Source organism: Gramella sp. MT6, assembly GCF_019357415.1.
GTDB lineage: Bacteria > Bacteroidota > Bacteroidia > Flavobacteriales > Flavobacteriaceae > Christiangramia.
In genome coordinates this window covers 3,293,764-3,311,256 of sequence record NZ_CP048410.1, presented here as the reverse complement: position 1 = coordinate 3,311,256, position 17,493 = coordinate 3,293,764, and the positions used below count along the sequence as shown (strand labels likewise).

Genomic DNA, 17,493 nt, shown 5'->3' with positions numbered 1-17,493 from the left:
ATTTAAGGCCGACAACTGATAAAGAAAACAAAAAATAAACATATGGCTGAAAATAAAAAATCCATTTCAAAAGAACCCAGTATTGGAAAAAACACAAATTGGGACAGTCCATTGAAGAAGTCTCAGAATGGAGCAAATATTCCTAAACCTTCAACCAGTTTGAGGCCTAAGGAAGATAATTCGAAATAGGCGTTTAAAATGGACTCCGTTCCCGTAAACCGGTTTCAGTTACCTTCCATTTGCCATTCTGCTTGATCAGTTTAAAAGTCTCCGGCCGGTCGGCATAGGCAGAATTAAACTTTACCCAGGCAGTATCACCATAGATGGTGTCTTTGACAACCTTGAAGTTCGAGCTTCCATTTTTGCCATTGGTCATCTGTTCCTGGACGGCCATATAAGAGTTATAAAGACCGAGAGTGGTATACTCCTCCAACTGTCCATTGTTTCGCTGGTAAAAGCTTTCCACCACGATTTGGGAAGTTTCTACCGGTGTTTTGGGGCTTTCGCTACAAGAGATAAGGAAAGTCAGCATTCCTATTATAAGAAGTCGTTTCATAGTTGGTCAATTAGGGTTATTAATAAAACGGGGTTTTACAATTAATTCTACAGCACGCTCCCCGTTGAGTTCTTTGAGTTCCACTAGCAATTGTTTGTCATTGGCCAGGGAGAATTTTGGAACTACAAATACCATTCTCCTGCTTTGCTGTTCCGGGATCATCACCGGAAGCCTGTACACATAAAGCGGTTCTATTTCCAGCTTTTGAATGGATTTCTTCTTTCCCTGTTTCCTGGTCTGGGTATAGAACTTTAAAAAGTCCAGGTCATAATCCAGCGTTGAGCCATTATCGATCTCAACTACAAAATACAGGGCTTCCTTCTGGAAAACGATATTTTCTACACTTAGACTAATACCGTTTTGTCGCTTTTTGATCCTGCCTATTCGCTGGTTTCTACCAATTAAAAATTCACTAAATCTTTTAAAATAAGTATCTATATTCCCGGCCTTTTGTGCCGTTACCTTCGTTTGGAGAGTATCCTCATTGGCAGGTCTTAAACTGCCAATACGTTGATCTTCGGAGATAAAATAATTCAGCCTTTCGAGCTGATTTTTATAAGCTACAATATACGAAAAAACCGCGCCACTACTGCTGATAATGAGCAAATTACTTTCATCTCCCGGCTGGGCCTGTAGCAGACCAAAATTCTGTTCTTTTTCCCGGTTATAGGTAAATACAAAGTTTTCTGATCCCGTAATTCCCTGCCTGATAGGGGCAGGGAAGAACAGGGCCACATTCTTGGAATCATTGGCGAAAATGGTATCCAAGACGTGACTACTTGGTCGGCTGGAAATTGTTGCCTGGGCAAATATATTTCCAGCAAGAAAGGGCAAAAAAAGGATTTGGGTTATTAATAAAGTCTTCATAATTCGTGGATTTAATTTCTTTAGTTAGGTTTTAAAATGAGTTTATAATTATTGGTGACCGTTACCCTGATGTTCCGGTTATTACGCTGGAAGACATTTTTGATCCCGCTCACCTGGGGTACACCGGCGATATTGATATCCTGGATTAGATCATCAACTACTTCCCGGGTGGCCTCGGCTCTCATACTGTTTTCTATATAGATGCCTTCGCTACCGTCCTGCAGGTCAAAAGCCCTGAGTTTTACCGGCTGGTGATCTATGTGTTCAATTTCGATAAGGGCACGGTTAGGCTGAAAGCTGATAAAGCCATATACCAGGCTATTTTTTGTATAAATCCGCCCAGCTATTTTTGCATCCTCGCTAAGCCGCATACGTAACCTGGAATTCTTTTTTACCACCTGGGTACCGTCCACTTCAGCATAGATCCAGTTATTGGTATTCGGGTTGTCCATTCCCACTATAGGAGCAGGGTTCGAGCTAAAGAAAAGCAGATGTTCAAGCCCCAGTTCCCGGGCAGAGAGGGGTTGTTTTATTTCAGCATTGATTTGTTCCTCAGGGTCATTCAGGGTAATTTCAGGTTTGATGATTTCTTCCTGCTGCCATTGCTGGTTCAGCTTCTCGCTTCTCAGGCTTCCCAGCTCATAAATGCTATCGATCATCCTTTGTTTTACACGTTCACTAAGTTCAGGATCATAATAACCGGCGGTATCTATCAGGCTTTCATCATAAATACTGGGTGCATTGGTTTCTCTTATCTCCTTAAGCGCATTAATGGCATCTAATTTTGATTCATATTCTTTCTCTTCGCCCTCTAATTTGGGAACTGTTGTTTGATCCAGGTTTTCAGTTTCATTTTCATCTTCAGAGTATACCATGTAGGTATAGGCGGTTATGAAAATGAGTACTACGGCCAGTACACTGGCAAAAACCACCTTGTTCTTTTCAATTTTCATAATTCAGTTTTTTTAAGGATTCTTCGAAATAATTGGTGATGAGAAAGCCATGGGTATTATTCGGGTAATTTCGATCTACCAGGATGATGTTCCCGGTCGAGATCAGTTCGTAGGTATCGGTGATCGTACCGCGATTGATCTCAAAAATGGTTTTGGTTCGGAATAAATAGGGTTCCACCGACAGGTCAACTTCAGATTCTATGCTCAGTACTTTCTGAACCAGGGAATACTGAATGAGCCGGTTATAGACCCCATCGGCTTTTTTCTGGCGGTAAAGATCATCTACTGAGCTGTTACCCAGCCAGAGAGCCTTATCCAGGTTGCTTTTATAATTACTGGCATCTATATTATAGAAGTAGGTATGAAAGAGTTCCAGGTGGGCCAATGCTTCTACTTCCATATTTTCTTTTTGCTTTACCCATTTTAATGGAATTACAGATCCGTCTGTATTAACCGCGAAAGAACTGTTGATGGCTTCCTTGTAAATATTATAGACCATCCAGCCAGAGAATCCGCTGGAAACCATGGCAAGGATCACTACACTAATCACTACCAGCCGGTTTAATTTTAAAACTGAATAGATATTTCGGTAAGCTGTTTTCATAATTGGTTCGGTTTAAGAGTTGAAGAGTTTAAAGGTGAAAGAAGTGGCCCGGCTGTAAAGTTTGAATTTCAGGAATACGATAAAACCTATGGATCCGGCCTCTACTATGATCCTGATGATATTATTGTCTGTCGAGTTTCCTAAAAGATTAGACCAGAAGTTAGTATTGATCTCTGAATAAAGGTTGTTTACAAATACATTGACCAGGAAGAAGGCGGGCACCAGCATATATACCGCGGCGTACAACTTGAAAAAATTATAGGCCATATCCCTGAATTTCTCGAAAACGGCCAGGCTGATGACCAGGGGAAAGAATGCCTGTAAGATCCCCAGCAGGAAATAGCGTTCAGCCAGGAAGAGCGGGTAAATGAATAGATCTAATACCCATAGGAACAAACCAACAATAAAAGAAATGACTTTTACGGGATACAATGGAGTTACCAGGGCATCATGGAGTAATGCCATCGCTTTGGTGGCGACCTCAAATGGGCCAACTTCGGTTTCCAGGTCTATATCCTGAAGCTGCAGAGGGATCAGGGCAGAAGCAGTATCTTTATATTGGGTTTCAATGGAGACCAGTATACTATCGAAAAAATCAAGAACCTGCGTTGAAAAGATCACCAGTAGTACTACTGCAAAATTTTTTGCCAGTTCTCCAGGGCTCAGTCCCCAGGTATAGCCATCTTTATCGGCGATCCCCTCGTTATACTTTTTAAGGATGTTTGCCAGGAAGAACAATACGGCAAGGGTTTTCATACCGGCAATGGTATACTGGGAGAAATCACTGTTCTTAATGACCTGGAAAACAGCGTCTACATATTCCAAGCCGATTCCTAAAAAGATGCCCATCAGCTCACTTAAAACCCGGTTTCCCGATTATTGATCTTATCCTGCATCTCCCTGAAGGAAATGATATCACGATAGCGCTGGGTTTTAAGCTGGATTTCAGAAACCATTTCTTTGGACTGAATTTCCTTTTCTTTTAAAATGGCGGCACGTTCTGCATCGGTCATTTTTAAATAATCACTGGAAAGGATCTGATCTATAAAAGCAAGGTCATCCAGGGAATTCTGGATAATTGAATTAAAGGATTCTGAAATGCGGTTAATTTCTTCCGGTTTGATATAGGGAGAATTAAGTATCTCTTGAAGATCCTCTCTTACCAGGTCAAAAAGCCGTTGATTATTCTTGGTAATTTCCTGTACAGCCTGTAATTGTTTGACCACATTATTAACCTTTTCGAGGTTTTCTTTTTGCTGCCTTAGAAAATCTACCGTTTTGAGCAACTGGGATGTTTGTTTAGCCGATTCGATTAGGGATTTTGCCAGGCTTAGAAAATTAGTATTATCATATACGGGCATCCCTTGTGCGGTTGCTCTTCCAGGCATTATAAAGGTAAATGCCAAAGCCAGTACCAGGGTGAAAATCTTGTTTTTCATTGTTATCGGGTTTTTGAGATAAATTCATTAATTGCTTGTTCCATGGATTTATGTTTTTCATAAAGAGCCATTATCTGCTCGTTTTCAGATCCATCGGTGAGATAGGCTGCATATACTTCTCTGGGAACTTCCAGGCGAAATACATTGCTTTCCTTACCTATTTTTATGAATATCTCGGTGTATTTTCGATCACCGGTAAGATTGTTTCGTATCGATTTTAACTGGTTTAGATCATGGCTTGACAACTTTAATCTCCTAACCAGTTCCTCATATCCTTTTTCATTATGAAGGCTATAGATCACCTGGGTATTCTCAAGGATACTTGCTGAAGTACTATTCTCCGGAAGCTGATTTATGGATTGCAGGATAATGCCAATGGCACCGTTCTGTTTCCGGATGGCCTGGTAATAGAACTCCACGCTTTCCAGGACATTCTCGAACTTTAATTGCTTGGCAAATTCATCAAAGAGGATAATTCCTTTCTCTGACCTGTTTCTCCAGATTGTTCTCTGGATAGCCGATTTGATAAGCTTCAACATGACGGATAGGATTTCCTTGTTATCCTTTACTTCATCCAATTCGAAAACGATCAGTCGTTTATCTTCAATCTTATATGTTTGGTCCTCATTTACCTCGAACAGGAAACTGTAGAGACCGTCATCTACATATTCAGACATGATGTGGAGAAAGTTTGAAATATTGAAGTAATCCGCATGGATCTTCAGACCCTCCAGGAGATCCTTTTGGTTGTTTTCAATAAAATGATAAAAGTTATTCAGGGAATGATTAGCTGGAAGACTATCGTAATAAAAGCGCAATATCTTTTTGATAGAAACCGATTCGGCCTTGGTGATCTTATGGCCTGAGGCCAATAGTTCAAACAGGAATACCGAAAGTTCTTCCAGGCGTTCTGGGCTTATATCTGAGGTGTCATGGACATAGAAGGGATTAATTCCTAAATTCTTTCCGCTTTCGTAGCGTAAAACGGTGAACTTACCAGGATAAAGTTTAGCAAACTTGGTATAAGATCCTCCTAAATCGATTATGACCAGGCGAACCCCGTTTTCAAAGTACTGCCGAAGGATATTATTAGCCAGGAATGATTTTCCTTCTCCAGTAGGAGCGAAGATCGCGAAGTTTCGTGCTTTGATTCGTTTCTTGGCTTCATCCCAGACATCTTTAACAACAGGAATGTTATGCTCCCGGTCATTGAAAATAATGCCTTCAGGATCTGATTTATAATTTGTGTTATTTAGTAAGAGGCAGAGTCCATGTTTAAGATCGGTTACATATAGATCCTCATTCGAAAAGTTAGAAGAGAAGCAACAGTAGCTATTCAGAATGTAATTTTTGCGTTCTGTTCCTTTCGGGTAATAGGGAACGATGTCAAGCTCCTTGAATTCGGTTTTAATTCTTGAAGCAATCGTATTCAGGGTTTTGATCTCCTGATCCCAGAAAATTATGTTCAAATGCCCCCTGATGATCCGGGAAGTATCATCGGCGTTGATCTGCTCCAGGATATCCTGAATTTTCCCAAGGATTACCTTGTTCTGAGATCCGAAATTGGAGCTTTTTTTTAATTCCTCGACTTTCTTATCAAGCAGTTTTCTCCATTTATGCTTGTCGTCTAAATAAAGAACCTGGTTAACAATATGATTTTCTTTTAAGGCAAGTCCAAACCCGTCAATAAATCCCTGATGAAATTTAAAGTCATCTGAAGTGAACCTATCATTGGTCTTGCTAGTTTGAACGTTTTCCCCAAAGCATAGCTCACTATTGACAGCAAGCACATCAAAATAGTTTTTTCCAATGTTGAACTGTTCCTTATCCAGGAGTATATCGGTATCAAAACCTTCATTAAACCCATTGAAATAAGCATTGGTCAGGTTCTGGATCATACCTTCTTGCGCTGGAATTAGGTTGATCTTGCGACTGTTATTGATAAATGAAACCGCATCTCTAACCGAGTTTAAAAAGGCCTTTACATTTTCATCCAACTCGCTGATAACAGCTTTCTGAATTTGCCGGAAAGGATTTACGAATTTGGGATTATTAAGTGCCTTATTACGGCTTGAAATGAAAAAGAGGTAAGAGCTATGATCAATATAATTTCGCCTTTTGAAATATGTATGTGTTGCCTCTGCTAAATAGGTAGATTTAGGTAAACGTTCCGAAGAATAAGACTTCTTCAGATAGATATCCTGTTTATGAATTACCGTTCCGGCCGGTAGGCTTTTAATTGCCTGGAACCAAATATTGTGCAGATCTTCAAAATCCTTTTCAGATAAGGAATAGATTTCCGGTAAAATTACCTCATAGCAAGCCACCACATTACCGTTAGTGGAAAAGATGATATTCTCCTGAATATCTGAAATTGGATGGTATGCAGAAAGTTTAAGGCTTTTCATAATAGAGGTTTGATTGTTTTCTATTGCTTATGATTTCCGGATAGGAAGCTTTTATCAGAAAGAACCGGGGGGTGTTGGTTAATCTGAGCAGGGAAATATATAGTGTGGTATTGAAGCAAAGAACTCCAATCACCATGATGAAACTGAATGAAAAAATTATGACGAGTAAACAAGCTATGATGGAAACCATCATCAATGCAAATGAAGATAATGGCAGGCCAAAGATCATTGCCTTCTTACGGATGTTCTTATATGGCTGAAAGCTTTTCATTAGACCACGATTGTAATCAGGTAAGTGAAAATACCAACTACAGCTCCAGCGATGAGAACAAAGACCAATACCCGGGTTATCCCTTTCTTAAGGTCGGCGTTTTCGCCGAAAAAGTGGCCTGCATTGAAAAGGAAACCCACCAGGAAGATCACGCCAAGGATGATGGGGAAGATGGTTCTAATGGTATCAGATACATCATTAACAGAATCTTCAATTCCACCTATCTGTGCAAAAGCTGAAGAGGAGGTAAAAGTGATAAGACTGATTAGAAGAAGAGTTTTTTTCATAACGACTCGGTTTTAGTTTGGGTGAAAATATCGTTATGAGAAAATTACAAATAGAAGGCTTTAAAAAATTGTAAATCAGCGTTTTGTGGATAAAATAAAGATTGAGTTAGGCTGTGCTTTTTTGATATTATTTAGCAATAAATTCTATGGATTTTTTAGGTGGGCTTGTTGATAACTTAAAACCGGAATTTTCGAGAGAATTATAAAACGTCAATTTTACCATCTCCTTCAAGGAAAATAAGTTTCATTTATTACGCTTAATATACTGCATGATAAAATCTATATCCTCCCGAAAGGTAAGGTTATGGTGTTTTGACGATTATTATATCATTTATAAATGACAAGCATCTTCTTCTATCTTCTCTTGCGTTTTATATTATTTTAGTTCTTTATAACCTATTGTTAAACAGCAACCTAATAATTGATAAGATGATTTTTTATTACCAAATAAAGGATAAACGAAATTATATTTTGATATGTATAATTTCTATTTTATTCAATAACGGATCTTTAATAGCTCAAAAGGGAATACGTAAAAATAAGACTGACTATTCAGTTAATATACCCTATCAGAAATTTCATGAACTTGAGGAGAATGCTCTGGCTGAGTCGAATTTAGGTAATCTTCGGGAGATTGTGAAATTTCATCTTAGGAGGGCCAAAAAAGAAAATAATAACATTGAAATAGGCAGAGCCTTTTATTATAGAATTTTAACTGAGGAACCTGAACTAGGATTGATTTATTCAGATTCCATGATTAATATTACCGAAAACAGCCTACATCCAAACTATCCGACTCTTGGCTATATTCTTAAAGGAAACATTCTTTATGATCAGGGAAAATTTCAGCTTGCCCTGGATAACTTTTTAATAGCTTATAATCTGGCCATACAAAAGGATAATATTGAAGATCAGCGCGATATTTCTCTGGCCATCGCTGCCATAAGGAATATTAACGGACAACATGATGCCGCTGTTGATATATATACGCGTGTACTTAATTTATTAAAGGAAAAATCAAGTCCAGTGGAATTCTACGACGACTTTTCTACTTTATATTATAATCTCTCCCTTACACATTTGAGATTATCCCAACTCGACTCTGCAAAATTTTATGTCCAACAGGGCATTGATTTATCCAGTATAAAGAATAAGAAAGAAGATTTTAAAGATTTTGTCCTGGTGGATGCGCAAATAAATTATTTCAATAAGGATTATAATAGGTCGAAAGATACACTGTTGAAATATATTAATGGATTAGAGGGAACCAGCAAGGCTATCAAACTTTACTATTTAGGAAAAATTGAAAACTATAAGGGGAATAAAGAAGCGGCCATTAATTATTTCGAAAATATAGATTCGATAGTCTCATCGACACAGGACCCTTTTGAGGAAGTTAAAGATGTTTATCACCAATTAATAATCAATTCGACTTTAAATAATCATGCGAAAGAACAAATAGGATACATTGAAAAGCTTATCTATTATGATAGCATCCTATCCCTTGACCATCAAAATGTAACCAATAAGGCTGTAGTTGGATATGATATTCCAGATCTTCAAAGACAAAAAAACAAAGCTGAAAACCAACTTAAGGCACAAAGCCAATATATAATTTTAGTCGCCATTCTGGCCGTTCTAGCAATTTTTACTGTTATATACTTACATATTCGATCACAAAAAATGAATGCCAGATTAAAACTTCTCATGAAAGGACAGGAAATAGAGGAGGAAAAAAACATTACAATTAAAGACCACCCCTCATCCGTACCAGAAGAAATCAGAAAGGATCTTTTAGAAAAACTGGTTTTATTTGAAAATTCAGAGCAATTTATGAGTAAAGATTTAGATATGTATAGTCTTGCTCAGCACATGAGAACCAACACCACCTATTTATCGATTGTTATCAATCATTATAAAAAGATGAATTTCCCAACCTATATAAAGGATTTAAAGATTAAAATGGCAATAAATCAGCTAAGTAAAAACCCAGACTTATTGAAATATAATTACCAAGGCCTGGCGGAAATTTTTGGTTTTAAAACAGGAGAATCATTTTCGAAAGCCTTTTTTAAAAAAACAGGGGTTTACCCTTCAAAATATTTAAAGGAATTAAGAATACGCTAGAAAAATTGTAAACATAGGAGGGAGAATCTAGCTTTCTGACCGGTGGGAACAATGAAAAAAACCTAGTTTAAATTTTATTTATGTTAAAAACTAGAAGTAAGATTGTAAACAATTTTACAAACATTAATAACTTTGAATTAGGATAGTATAATTTCTATATCCTAATATTCCATTTTTAATTGGGGATAATTTTTTTAGGTATTAAAAGTTTTTTAAGTACCAATTAATTATATGAATTTCCAAAATGGGAATGAAACTACCGGTGATTATAATGAAACCATTCGCCTTTTTAGTAAGATTTTCAGTTTTGGCAAATCCAATCTGGATTATGAGCCTTTAACCAAATCCCTCTAATTTTATTATAAAAAGTATCTCCAATCGTTTATATATGCCGGCCTTCAGTTTATAAAACCAGATTTCTAATTTTATGAAAAGTGACTGAATCGCAGGATATTTAAGGTGGTATTCCTTAAATATCGATTTATGGTTTTGGTTACTGAAAATGAGGTGAAGAATGAAATCCAGGAAATTGAAGAAACCTTCCTGAATAAGAATACTATCTACTTAGAAGTAATTAAGTATTGCCGAAATATTTTAGAAAAATATAGAAAGGAAATTTATTTGAATGGCTTTCCTGATACTCCTTCCGAAATTCTTTTCTTTAAAGTTCAAAAGCAAATCCCTTTAACTTACTTGGTTTACTATTCTAATCTGTACTCTTACCTTAATAATTTTCCAAAAGGCGGAAAGAAATTCCAGGAAAATTTTATAGAACTCGAAATAAATAGGCTCAATAATTTTTTTCAGCACGAATCAGAATTCTCACGATACATGGAATTAAATCACAATCATTTTGATGAGTTCTACTTCACCAGAAAATATAATTTTTCCTTATCCTGTAAAACCCATCACTATTTCAGAGATCTTAATTTCAGTACTTCTCATGATTTAGTATTAAGTGAATTAAACGCAAACGGCCTGTATTTAAGGTTTTTGAAGAAAGAGTTAGAAAACATAAATGATTCCAATAAAGCTAACATCAATATCGCGAAAAAGCTGGAATGGACAGAAAGTAAAGCAGCATTAATTGAACTCATATATGCGCTACATGAGCAAAAAGCCTTTAATGGGGGCAGAGTGGACCTCAAAGACATTGCAAGTTTTTTTCAAAATGTTTATGACTTCGATAATGCAGATATGTACAAAACTTTCACAGAATTAAAATCCAGGAAAAAGAGCCAAACACAATTTTTAGATGAATTGTCCTTCAATCTATCTTCCCGAATGAGGGAGATCTAACACTTCTTTTTTTTTGTTAAAAAACGACCGTATACGGTCCATCTCCGGTTTTTTTATTTTCAACTTGAAATCATAAATAATGGACTCATTAAGATGAAAATTTCAGCTAAATTTCATTTTAAACCCTCTGATTTAGTGCTATTTGTTCACTGTTAAATTTTAACCGGAGTCCGGTCATCTTGTGATTTTTATTCGGTAAAACTCCACAATTTTGTACAACGAAAGTCAATCTATGTTAGGGGCTATCAATTAAAAAGTTTTAACCATTTGGTAGCCTCTTCCTTTAAAACCCTTTGATTATGGCAAGCAATATTATCACCACAGATGACCTAAGAGAATTTAAACTTGAATTGCTCGAAGAATTTAAAAGTATTCTTTCTAAGCAAAATACCCAGTTAACTCTTAAACGATACTTGAAATCGTCTGAAGTCATGGACCTTCTACAAATCAGCCCTGGGACGTTACAAAATCTTCGAATCAATGGTACACTTCCCTACACTAAAATAGGCGGGATCATTTATTATGACGCCCAGGAAATTCAACAAATTATGGAAGAGAACCGGGTGCAGCACAATTTTAATTTTTAGGCTATGAACTATATTAAATTACTTACTGCGGCGTTTGAAAATTTCTACCATGATCAACGCCTCAATCCGTCACATATTAGTTTGTATATGGCTCTGTTCCAGACATGGAATGTATGCAGATTCACCAATGAATTTTTTGTGAACCGCAAAGAAATGATGCAAATAGCAAAGATCGGTTCACCAACAACTTACCACAGATGCATCACAGATTTACACTCCTGGAATTATCTCACCTACTTTCCGTCAAACAATCCTTTTAAAGGCAGTAAAGTTAAGATGATCGTATTTTTACCTACTGATGATACTGTAGCGGGACCCTACAATCCCATTTTAGATCAAGTTGCGGAACACTACGATCCAATTTCAGATCAAGTTGCGGAACACTACAATTCCATAGATGATAAAGTACTAAACTCATACCATCCCAAAATTGGACAAGCGCTGGTATCTAATATAAACATTAATAAACAGAATAAACATTATAAACCACCAAACAGGAAGGCTGTTTTAATTTTTTTTAAAAAAATGGGATCTGATGCTAATTATGCAAAAACATTTTTCGAGTACTATGAGTCTCATCATTGGCATACAGGCGATAAGCAACCAGTTTATAACTGGAAAGCTTTAGCTTTAAGTTGGATAGAAAGTAGCAAATCTATAGGCAAAGTGAAAAAAGAAAAACAAAAGCTAAATTCTTTAAAGGACGAAAATCTAAAAACATCTAAAAATAAGAACTATGGAGAACCCCTCTAAAATCATGGAAGGTGGCGTGGAATATTCGCTGGGCAAATTCGACGGGCAATCTGTAAAATATGATTTTCCAAAGATCTTGGTTTATCTCGGTGCCAAAGGGAAATTGCTGTTTGGAAAACGGTTCAAGATCTACAAGGGGGACAAAGAAATACTTCTTAAACTTTGCTCTTATTTCATCAAAGATCCTATTAACTGTAAAAAATATGAAATAGATCCTAACAAAGGTTTGCTGCTCTCAGGGCCTGTAGGTTGTGGAAAGACCAGCCTCATGAAGCTTTTACCAAACCTGGTGCCTCACCAGCGAAAATATGCAGTAATGCCCTGTAGGAACATCGTATTCGCTTTTAATCACCTGGGATACAAAACAATTGAGGATTATGGAGAAAGCGGTGTTTTCTGTTTTGACGATATGGGAGTTGAACCGATTGGAAGACACTATGGAAAAGATTGTAATGTAATCGGAGAAATTCTGCTTTCCAGATATGAATTATTTTTACATACACCTTTAAAAACTCATGGCACAACAAACCTGAACGCCGATGAGTTAGAAGAGAAATATGGAGAACGGGTAAGAAGTAGAATGCGCGAATTATTTAATCTAATAGCCTTTGAGCAGAATACTCCTGATAAAAGGAAGTGAGAAGTTTGGTGAGCTATACTGAATTTATCCGTTGTTTTCTTTTTATATTAACGGAATGCGAATCTGAGACGTAATTAAATTAAAATGGTCAGACTTCAAGGATAACCGTCTATATTATGTAATGGAAAAAAATGGTAAGCCATTAAGCCTTAAAATTCCTGATAAGGCTAAGACTATCATTGATTATTATAGGCCGGATAAAAAAATCAATAATGGATATTTATTTCCCTTTTTAAGGGATGTAGATCAAACTCAAGCTGAATAAATTTATACTCGGACAAAAAGCACTACTAAACTCCTCAATAATTATTTAAAAAAATAGCCAAACTTTGTAATATTAATAAAACATTATCGAATCATATTGCCCGTCATAGTTTCGGAAATATTGCAGGGGATAGAATCCACCCTTTAATGCTACAGAAATTATATAGACATAGTGACTTAAAAACAACTTTAAATTATCAGACCAATTTTATTCATCGCGATGCAGATGATGCTTTGGATAGTGTAATTAATTTTTAATAAAATTTTCGAGAAAACTACAATCAAATTTTATTGAGTATTTTTTTAATGTTCATTAATTGCTGATTATTCTAAGTATAATGGTTTTTCCATTTGTGAACCTATAAATGGTATTCTGGGAGCTAGAAAATATCCTGTTAAACTAGCAAACAATATAGGGATAAAGTAGGTGAAGCCTGTAAGAGTAGCTAGTAGGATTGTGGTACTCATGGGAGTTCTTGTAACGCAAGAATTTATTGCTGCCATGCAGGTAATTACTGCCAGGGACAAATTAGTTTCAGGAAATAAATGGTGAATAATCAATCCTAATGTAGCCCCAGTAAAAAATAATGGAATAATAAATCCTCCACGCCATCCGGAAGTTACGGTAACAGCAATGGCAATTATTTTAAAAACTAATATCGCAAGAAGGAACTGTAGGGAGAGATTATTCAGGAGGAGGTCATTTATCTGATGGTGTCCGAAGTAACGGGTGAGCGGATAATAGAAAGCAATTACTCCTAAAATCACCCCACCTATTAAGGTTTTGATATATATAGGAAAATTAATTTTTTGAAAAGCAATTTTTAAAATTTTAGTACAGAAAATAAAAGTCCAGGCAATGATGGTTCCCGCCACGCCAAAAAGGATCGCATAGACAAAATCAAATTTATCCTGCATTTCATAAGAGGGTAGGTCCCAAATTGGACCAAGTCCTAAATGTATGATTAACGCGAATATAATATAGCTGAAGCAACTGGCCACAAAGGCTGGAATGATTGCTTTGTAATATTCTACGGCATGTTTGTGATGCAAAATTTCCAATGAAAACAAACTTCCTCCCAAGGGAGCTCCAAATAAAGCAGTAAAGCCTGAAGCCATCCCGGCTATACTCATAGACCGAAGCTCTTCACCTTTCATTCTCAATACTCTCCCAAGCCAGGTTCCGGTAGATCCCGTTACCTGTACTAAAGGAGCTTCGGGTCCAAGGCTACCGCCAGAAGCCACACAAAGTAAAGATGAAAGCACCATAGACGGATTGTTTTTTGGATCTAGTTTACCTTTATTAAACCTGATATTATTGACGATTAAATGGATTTCCCCCGGATCTCCAATAACATGAATAATAAAACCGGCCAGAAGCCCGGCAACCGCCATTGTAGGGATCACCAGCCAGCCATCAAAAAAAGCCAAGCCATGGGTTAAAAATTCTAGTATAATCCAATAAGTACCGGAAATAAGTCCGCCAAGAATACCTAGAAGTGCCCAGAGAAAAAATGTTCTGCTGAATAGAAAAGGATTAAACTTTAAGGGCTGATCTAAAATATTTAGATAGGTAATTAGTTTCCGCTTGTTCTTTGTTTTCAAAAGGGGTAAGATTTGGTATTATGCAAATTTACAAATCATTTAATATTAGGGGTAGTTTATAATTTTTAAACGGCAAGTAAAAATCTTCTTTTAACCAATAAAAAAAGGCTCAAATTACTTGAGCCTTTAAAACTAAATTGTTCTTGATCTTTTCTAATCTTCAAACTCCTTGATTACAGAACCGGATTCGTCGAAAATCACAGTTATTTCTTTTCTACCATCTTCTAGTTCAACTTCATAGGTAGTTTTTTCATTTTCTTCCTTGATTTCAATATCATCAATTTTATATGAAGCGTAAGAGCTACTGATTTTAGATTTAATAGCTTGAGGCAATTCTGTAACCTTCAATTCTTTTTCTATTTTGGTCATTCTCCCGGATGCATCATACCAAAGCTCATATTCGTTGCGGTCCATGTCAAATTCCACTTTGTACAATTCGTCTTCTTTTTCCCATTCTACATCTGTAGCGTTAGCGTACTCTTTTTCGAAATTAGACATCAAATCAGATGGGACTTCCTCCTTTTTTAAATCCTGGGCACTTACTGTTGCAGTTGCAAGTAAGGCAAGTGCAGCTACTTTTAAACTTTTCATATCTTTCTTATTTTTAACCCTCATTGAGGGGTTTGATTCCCGAGGCTTACCTCGTATTTTTAAATTAATTCAAATTCAAATCTCTTGGACTTTCCGTGAGGTTTTTGATTTTGACACAAATAAAAGCACCAAAACTGGAAAAAATTAGGAATGTTTAAAATTGTAATTCCCAAATCTTTCTAGATTTCGAACGTATTTTAGCTCCAAAGCTGCAGAACATGAAAATACTAATTATAGAAGACGAACAGGAAATGCTCGAAAACATGCAGAATTCTCTAGAAAAAGAAGAATTTGTGGTGGAAACAGCTAGCAGTTACAGGGAAGCTTTTTCGAAAATTGGTGTTTACGAATATGATTGTATTTTACTGGATATCTCTCTGCCCGATGGGGATGGGTTTCAGATTCTTAAGGAGTTAAAAAATAAAGGAATTTTAGACAGTGTGATCATAGTTTCAGCTAAAGATTCCCTGGACGATAAAATTAAGGGACTGGATCTGGGCGCCGATGATTATTTGCCCAAACCTTTTCATATGGCAGAATTACATGCCAGGATCAATGCGGTTTTAAGGCGGAAAAAATTGGAAGGTTCCAATATTCTGCAAATCGGAAATGTTTCTATAGATATGGATAAACATGTGGTGTCTATTGATAAAACTGAAATCACTTTAAACAGAAAAGAATTTGATATCCTGATGTACCTTGCCACCAACAAAGACCGCTTGGTCAATAAATCGGCGCTTGCCGAGCATGTTTGGGGCGATTATATTGACCAGTCAGATAATTTTGAATTTATCTATTCGCAAATAAAAAACTTGCGAAAAAAGCTGAATGAACAAAACGCAGAAATTGAAATTAAAGCCGTTTATGGAATTGGATACAAATTAATAGGCTTATGAAACTGCTGAATTATACCACCCGGTATTTTGCAATTATCCTTTTGATCTTGCTTTCAGTATGGGCTGTTTTATTCTATTTTGAAATGCTGGATGAAATATATGATAGCATGGATGATGGACTTGAAAACCAGAAAATGTTGGTGATACGTCGTGTGAAAGAAGATGCTGCTATTTTAGAGAAAAATGAGTTCGGGGAAGGCTATTATACTATTAAAAAAGTGGAATTAGAAAATGTTCAAAACCTCAAGGACAATTATCGCGACACCTTAATGTATATGCATAATGAAGAAGATTTTGAACCCGTACGCTTACTGGAAAGTGTTTTTCAGCAAAATGGGGAATATTATAAGTTAAAGGTGATTACCTCCATGGTAGAGGAGGACGATCTTATTGAAGACCTGTTGTATTCTCTGCTGTGGTTATATTTAGGACTAATATTTTCTATTATTCTTCTGAATAACATTGTGCTAAAAAAAGTATGGAACCCTTTTTATAAGCTTATAAGTGAGCTTAAAAATTTCAATATTGAAAAAGATGAAAATATAAAGGTCGAAAAAACTTCTATTGAAGAATTCAATTTGCTTAATAAGCAAATTCAGCAGCTATTGCAAAAATCCAAAGATAGTTTTACCGGGCAAAAGCAGTTTATTGAAAATGCCTCCCACGAGTTACAGACCCCTTTGGCAATTAGTATTAATAAACTGGAATTATATATTGAAAACAACGAGCTAAACGAGGATGAACTAAAGCAAATCGCTGCGGTACTTAATAACCTGGAGCGTTTAACCCGATTTAATAAATCTTTATTGCTATTAAGTAAAATTGAAAATCAGCAGTTTGTTGCCGAAGAAAGAGTGTCTATAAATACCATTATCGAAAATCTGGTGGATGACTTTTCAGATTTTTCAAGGCATAAAAATATGGAGGTGGTTATGGATCTAAAGGAAGCGATAGAATTTGAAATGAACAAGGATCTAGCAATTATTCTTTTCACCAACCTCATTAAAAATGCCATTTTTCATGGTGAAAGCGGAAGTAAGATTGAAATTAAAACTGATAATAGCATAGTCAATATTTCCAATTTTTCGGAAAATAAAGAACTTAAAAAGGAAAAATTATTTACCCGGCTTTATAAAATAAGGGACAAAAATTCAAACGGACTTGGCCTGGCAATCTCAAAAGCCATAGCCGACGAATATAACCTCGCGCTGTCATATCACTTTGATGAAAAGCATATTTTTAAAGTAGGGTTTCCCAAGAAATAAACCTTTTCTAAAATCTATCTCAAGGAATTGAATTTCTGATTCTTTCCAGTTCCCACTCTTAAATTTTTTCAAAGCGTCCAT

Annotated in this window: 19 protein-coding genes and 1 pseudogene; 10 read left to right on the top strand and 10 right to left on the bottom strand. The window is 36.2% G+C overall.

Annotated features, from left to right (window positions below; translation table 11 throughout):
* Positions 1 to 42: 42 nt before the first annotated feature.
* Positions 43 to 189 carry a hypothetical protein gene (locus tag G3I01_RS14945; RefSeq protein ID WP_219549134.1) on the top strand — a complete coding sequence of 49 codons (147 nt, stop codon included), beginning with the start codon at positions 43 to 45 and terminating at the stop codon, positions 187 to 189.
* Positions 190 to 193: 4 nt separating this feature from the next.
* Here the strand turns inward: G3I01_RS14945 and G3I01_RS14940 are convergent, their stop codons facing one another.
* From G3I01_RS14940 to G3I01_RS14910, 7 genes are read right to left on the bottom strand one after another with little or no spacing between them, the layout of a single operon-like run.
* Entirely contained in the window at positions 194 to 556 is a 363-nt protein-coding gene (locus tag G3I01_RS14940; RefSeq protein WP_219549132.1) for a DUF4878 domain-containing protein, read from the bottom strand.
* Positions 557 to 562: 6 nt separating this feature from the next.
* A complete protein-coding gene (locus G3I01_RS14935) occupies positions 563 to 1,423 on the bottom strand; it encodes a DUF4138 domain-containing protein (RefSeq protein WP_219549130.1) in 861 nt (286 codons plus the stop codon).
* Positions 1,424 to 1,443: 20 nt separating this feature from the next.
* Entirely contained in the window at positions 1,444 to 2,376 is a 933-nt protein-coding gene (gene traM / locus G3I01_RS14930; protein WP_219549128.1) for a conjugative transposon protein TraM, read from the bottom strand.
* The gene (locus G3I01_RS14925; protein ID WP_219549126.1) at positions 2,366 to 2,980 is read right to left on the bottom strand and encodes a conjugal transfer protein TraK; all 615 of its coding nucleotides are present in this window, start codon (positions 2,978 to 2,980) and stop codon (positions 2,366 to 2,368) included. The genes traM and G3I01_RS14925 overlap by 11 nt, the downstream gene beginning before the upstream one ends.
* 12 nt (positions 2,981 to 2,992) lie before the next feature.
* On the bottom strand, positions 2,993 to 3,829 hold the full coding sequence (locus G3I01_RS14920) for a hypothetical protein (protein WP_219549124.1): 837 nt from the start codon (positions 3,827 to 3,829) through the stop codon (positions 2,993 to 2,995).
* Between the two features lie 8 nt (positions 3,830 to 3,837).
* The gene (locus G3I01_RS14915) at positions 3,838 to 4,419 is read right to left on the bottom strand and encodes a conjugal transfer protein (protein ID WP_219549122.1); all 582 of its coding nucleotides are present in this window, start codon (positions 4,417 to 4,419) and stop codon (positions 3,838 to 3,840) included.
* 2 nt (positions 4,420 to 4,421) lie between these two features.
* Positions 4,422 to 6,827, bottom strand: a complete 2,406-nt coding sequence (locus G3I01_RS14910) for a TraG family conjugative transposon ATPase (RefSeq protein WP_219549120.1) — start codon at positions 6,825 to 6,827, stop codon at positions 4,422 to 4,424.
* Positions 6,828 to 6,898: 71 nt separating this feature from the next.
* Between G3I01_RS14910 and G3I01_RS14905 the strand changes: the two genes are divergently transcribed.
* A complete protein-coding gene (locus G3I01_RS14905) occupies positions 6,899 to 7,087 on the top strand; it encodes a hypothetical protein (protein WP_219549118.1) in 189 nt (62 codons plus the stop codon).
* Between the two features lie 10 nt (positions 7,088 to 7,097).
* On the opposite strand, the gene G3I01_RS14900 is transcribed toward G3I01_RS14905, so the two are convergent.
* On the bottom strand, positions 7,098 to 7,385 hold the full coding sequence (locus tag G3I01_RS14900) for a hypothetical protein (protein ID WP_219549116.1): 288 nt from the start codon (positions 7,383 to 7,385) through the stop codon (positions 7,098 to 7,100).
* Positions 7,386 to 7,697: 312 nt separating this feature from the next.
* On the opposite strand from G3I01_RS14900, the gene G3I01_RS14895 reads away from it, so the two are divergent.
* The 6 genes and pseudogenes from G3I01_RS14895 to G3I01_RS14870 form a co-directional block, all read left to right on the top strand.
* Entirely contained in the window at positions 7,698 to 9,512 is a 1,815-nt protein-coding gene (locus tag G3I01_RS14895) for an AraC family transcriptional regulator (RefSeq protein ID WP_219549114.1), read from the top strand.
* A gap of 483 nt (positions 9,513 to 9,995) precedes the next feature.
* Positions 9,996 to 10,811, top strand: coding sequence for an RteC domain-containing protein (locus G3I01_RS14890; protein ID WP_219549112.1), 816 nt, complete (start codon positions 9,996 to 9,998; stop codon positions 10,809 to 10,811).
* Positions 10,812 to 11,110: 299 nt separating this feature from the next.
* The gene (locus G3I01_RS14885; protein WP_219549110.1) at positions 11,111 to 11,398 is read left to right on the top strand and encodes a helix-turn-helix domain-containing protein; all 288 of its coding nucleotides are present in this window, start codon (positions 11,111 to 11,113) and stop codon (positions 11,396 to 11,398) included.
* A 3-nt stretch (positions 11,399 to 11,401) separates the two neighbouring features.
* A complete protein-coding gene (locus G3I01_RS14880) occupies positions 11,402 to 12,151 on the top strand; it encodes a hypothetical protein (protein WP_219549108.1) in 750 nt (249 codons plus the stop codon).
* A complete protein-coding gene (locus G3I01_RS14875) occupies positions 12,135 to 12,791 on the top strand; it encodes a cell division protein ZapE (RefSeq protein WP_219549106.1) in 657 nt (218 codons plus the stop codon). Before G3I01_RS14880 ends, G3I01_RS14875 begins: the two co-directional genes overlap by 17 nt.
* A gap of 31 nt (positions 12,792 to 12,822) precedes the next feature.
* Positions 12,823 to 13,313, top strand: a pseudogene (locus G3I01_RS14870) (tyrosine-type recombinase/integrase); the annotation flags it as partial.
* A 66-nt stretch (positions 13,314 to 13,379) separates the two neighbouring features.
* Here G3I01_RS14870 and G3I01_RS14865 read toward each other — a convergent pair.
* A complete protein-coding gene (locus tag G3I01_RS14865) occupies positions 13,380 to 14,660 on the bottom strand; it encodes a chloride channel protein (protein ID WP_219549104.1) in 1,281 nt (426 codons plus the stop codon).
* Between the two features lie 153 nt (positions 14,661 to 14,813).
* Complete coding sequence (locus G3I01_RS14860; protein ID WP_219549102.1) at positions 14,814 to 15,275, bottom strand: PepSY-like domain-containing protein; 462 nt, start codon at positions 15,273 to 15,275, stop codon at positions 14,814 to 14,816.
* Positions 15,276 to 15,469: 194 nt separating this feature from the next.
* On the opposite strand from G3I01_RS14860, the gene G3I01_RS14855 reads away from it, so the two are divergent.
* Both G3I01_RS14855 and G3I01_RS14850 read left to right on the top strand, forming a co-directional pair.
* Entirely contained in the window at positions 15,470 to 16,147 is a 678-nt protein-coding gene (locus G3I01_RS14855; protein ID WP_219549099.1) for a response regulator transcription factor, read from the top strand.
* A complete protein-coding gene (locus G3I01_RS14850; RefSeq protein ID WP_219549097.1) occupies positions 16,144 to 17,412 on the top strand; it encodes a HAMP domain-containing sensor histidine kinase in 1,269 nt (422 codons plus the stop codon). Before G3I01_RS14855 ends, G3I01_RS14850 begins: the two co-directional genes overlap by 4 nt.
* Positions 17,413 to 17,493: the final 81 nt, after the last annotated feature.

Coding starts and splice junctions, on each gene's coding strand:
- G3I01_RS14885 (WP_219549110.1), top strand. CDS start 11,111: ATGGCAAGCAATATTATCACCACAGATGACCTAAGAGAATTTAAACTT.
- G3I01_RS14940 (WP_219549132.1), bottom strand. CDS start 556: ATGAAACGACTTCTTATAATAGGAATGCTGACTTTCCTTATCTCTTGT.
- G3I01_RS14945 (WP_219549134.1), top strand. CDS start 43: ATGGCTGAAAATAAAAAATCCATTTCAAAAGAACCCAGTATTGGAAAA.
- G3I01_RS14900 (WP_219549116.1), bottom strand. CDS start 7,385: ATGAAAAAAACTCTTCTTCTAATCAGTCTTATCACTTTTACCTCCTCT.
- G3I01_RS14855 (WP_219549099.1), top strand. CDS start 15,470: ATGAAAATACTAATTATAGAAGACGAACAGGAAATGCTCGAAAACATG.
- G3I01_RS14850 (WP_219549097.1), top strand. CDS start 16,144: ATGAAACTGCTGAATTATACCACCCGGTATTTTGCAATTATCCTTTTG.
- G3I01_RS14910 (WP_219549120.1), bottom strand. CDS start 6,827: ATGAAAAGCCTTAAACTTTCTGCATACCATCCAATTTCAGATATTCAG.
- G3I01_RS14880 (WP_219549108.1), top strand. CDS start 11,402: ATGAACTATATTAAATTACTTACTGCGGCGTTTGAAAATTTCTACCAT.
- G3I01_RS14935 (WP_219549130.1), bottom strand. CDS start 1,423: ATGAAGACTTTATTAATAACCCAAATCCTTTTTTTGCCCTTTCTTGCT.
- traM (WP_219549128.1), bottom strand. CDS start 2,376: ATGAAAATTGAAAAGAACAAGGTGGTTTTTGCCAGTGTACTGGCCGTA.
- G3I01_RS14915 (WP_219549122.1), bottom strand. CDS start 4,419: ATGAAAAACAAGATTTTCACCCTGGTACTGGCTTTGGCATTTACCTTT.
- G3I01_RS14920 (WP_219549124.1), bottom strand. CDS start 3,829: ATGGGCATCTTTTTAGGAATCGGCTTGGAATATGTAGACGCTGTTTTC.
- G3I01_RS14875 (WP_219549106.1), top strand. CDS start 12,135: ATGGAGAACCCCTCTAAAATCATGGAAGGTGGCGTGGAATATTCGCTG.
- G3I01_RS14890 (WP_219549112.1), top strand. CDS start 9,996: ATGGTTTTGGTTACTGAAAATGAGGTGAAGAATGAAATCCAGGAAATT.
- G3I01_RS14860 (WP_219549102.1), bottom strand. CDS start 15,275: ATGAGGGTTAAAAATAAGAAAGATATGAAAAGTTTAAAAGTAGCTGCA.
- G3I01_RS14925 (WP_219549126.1), bottom strand. CDS start 2,980: ATGAAAACAGCTTACCGAAATATCTATTCAGTTTTAAAATTAAACCGG.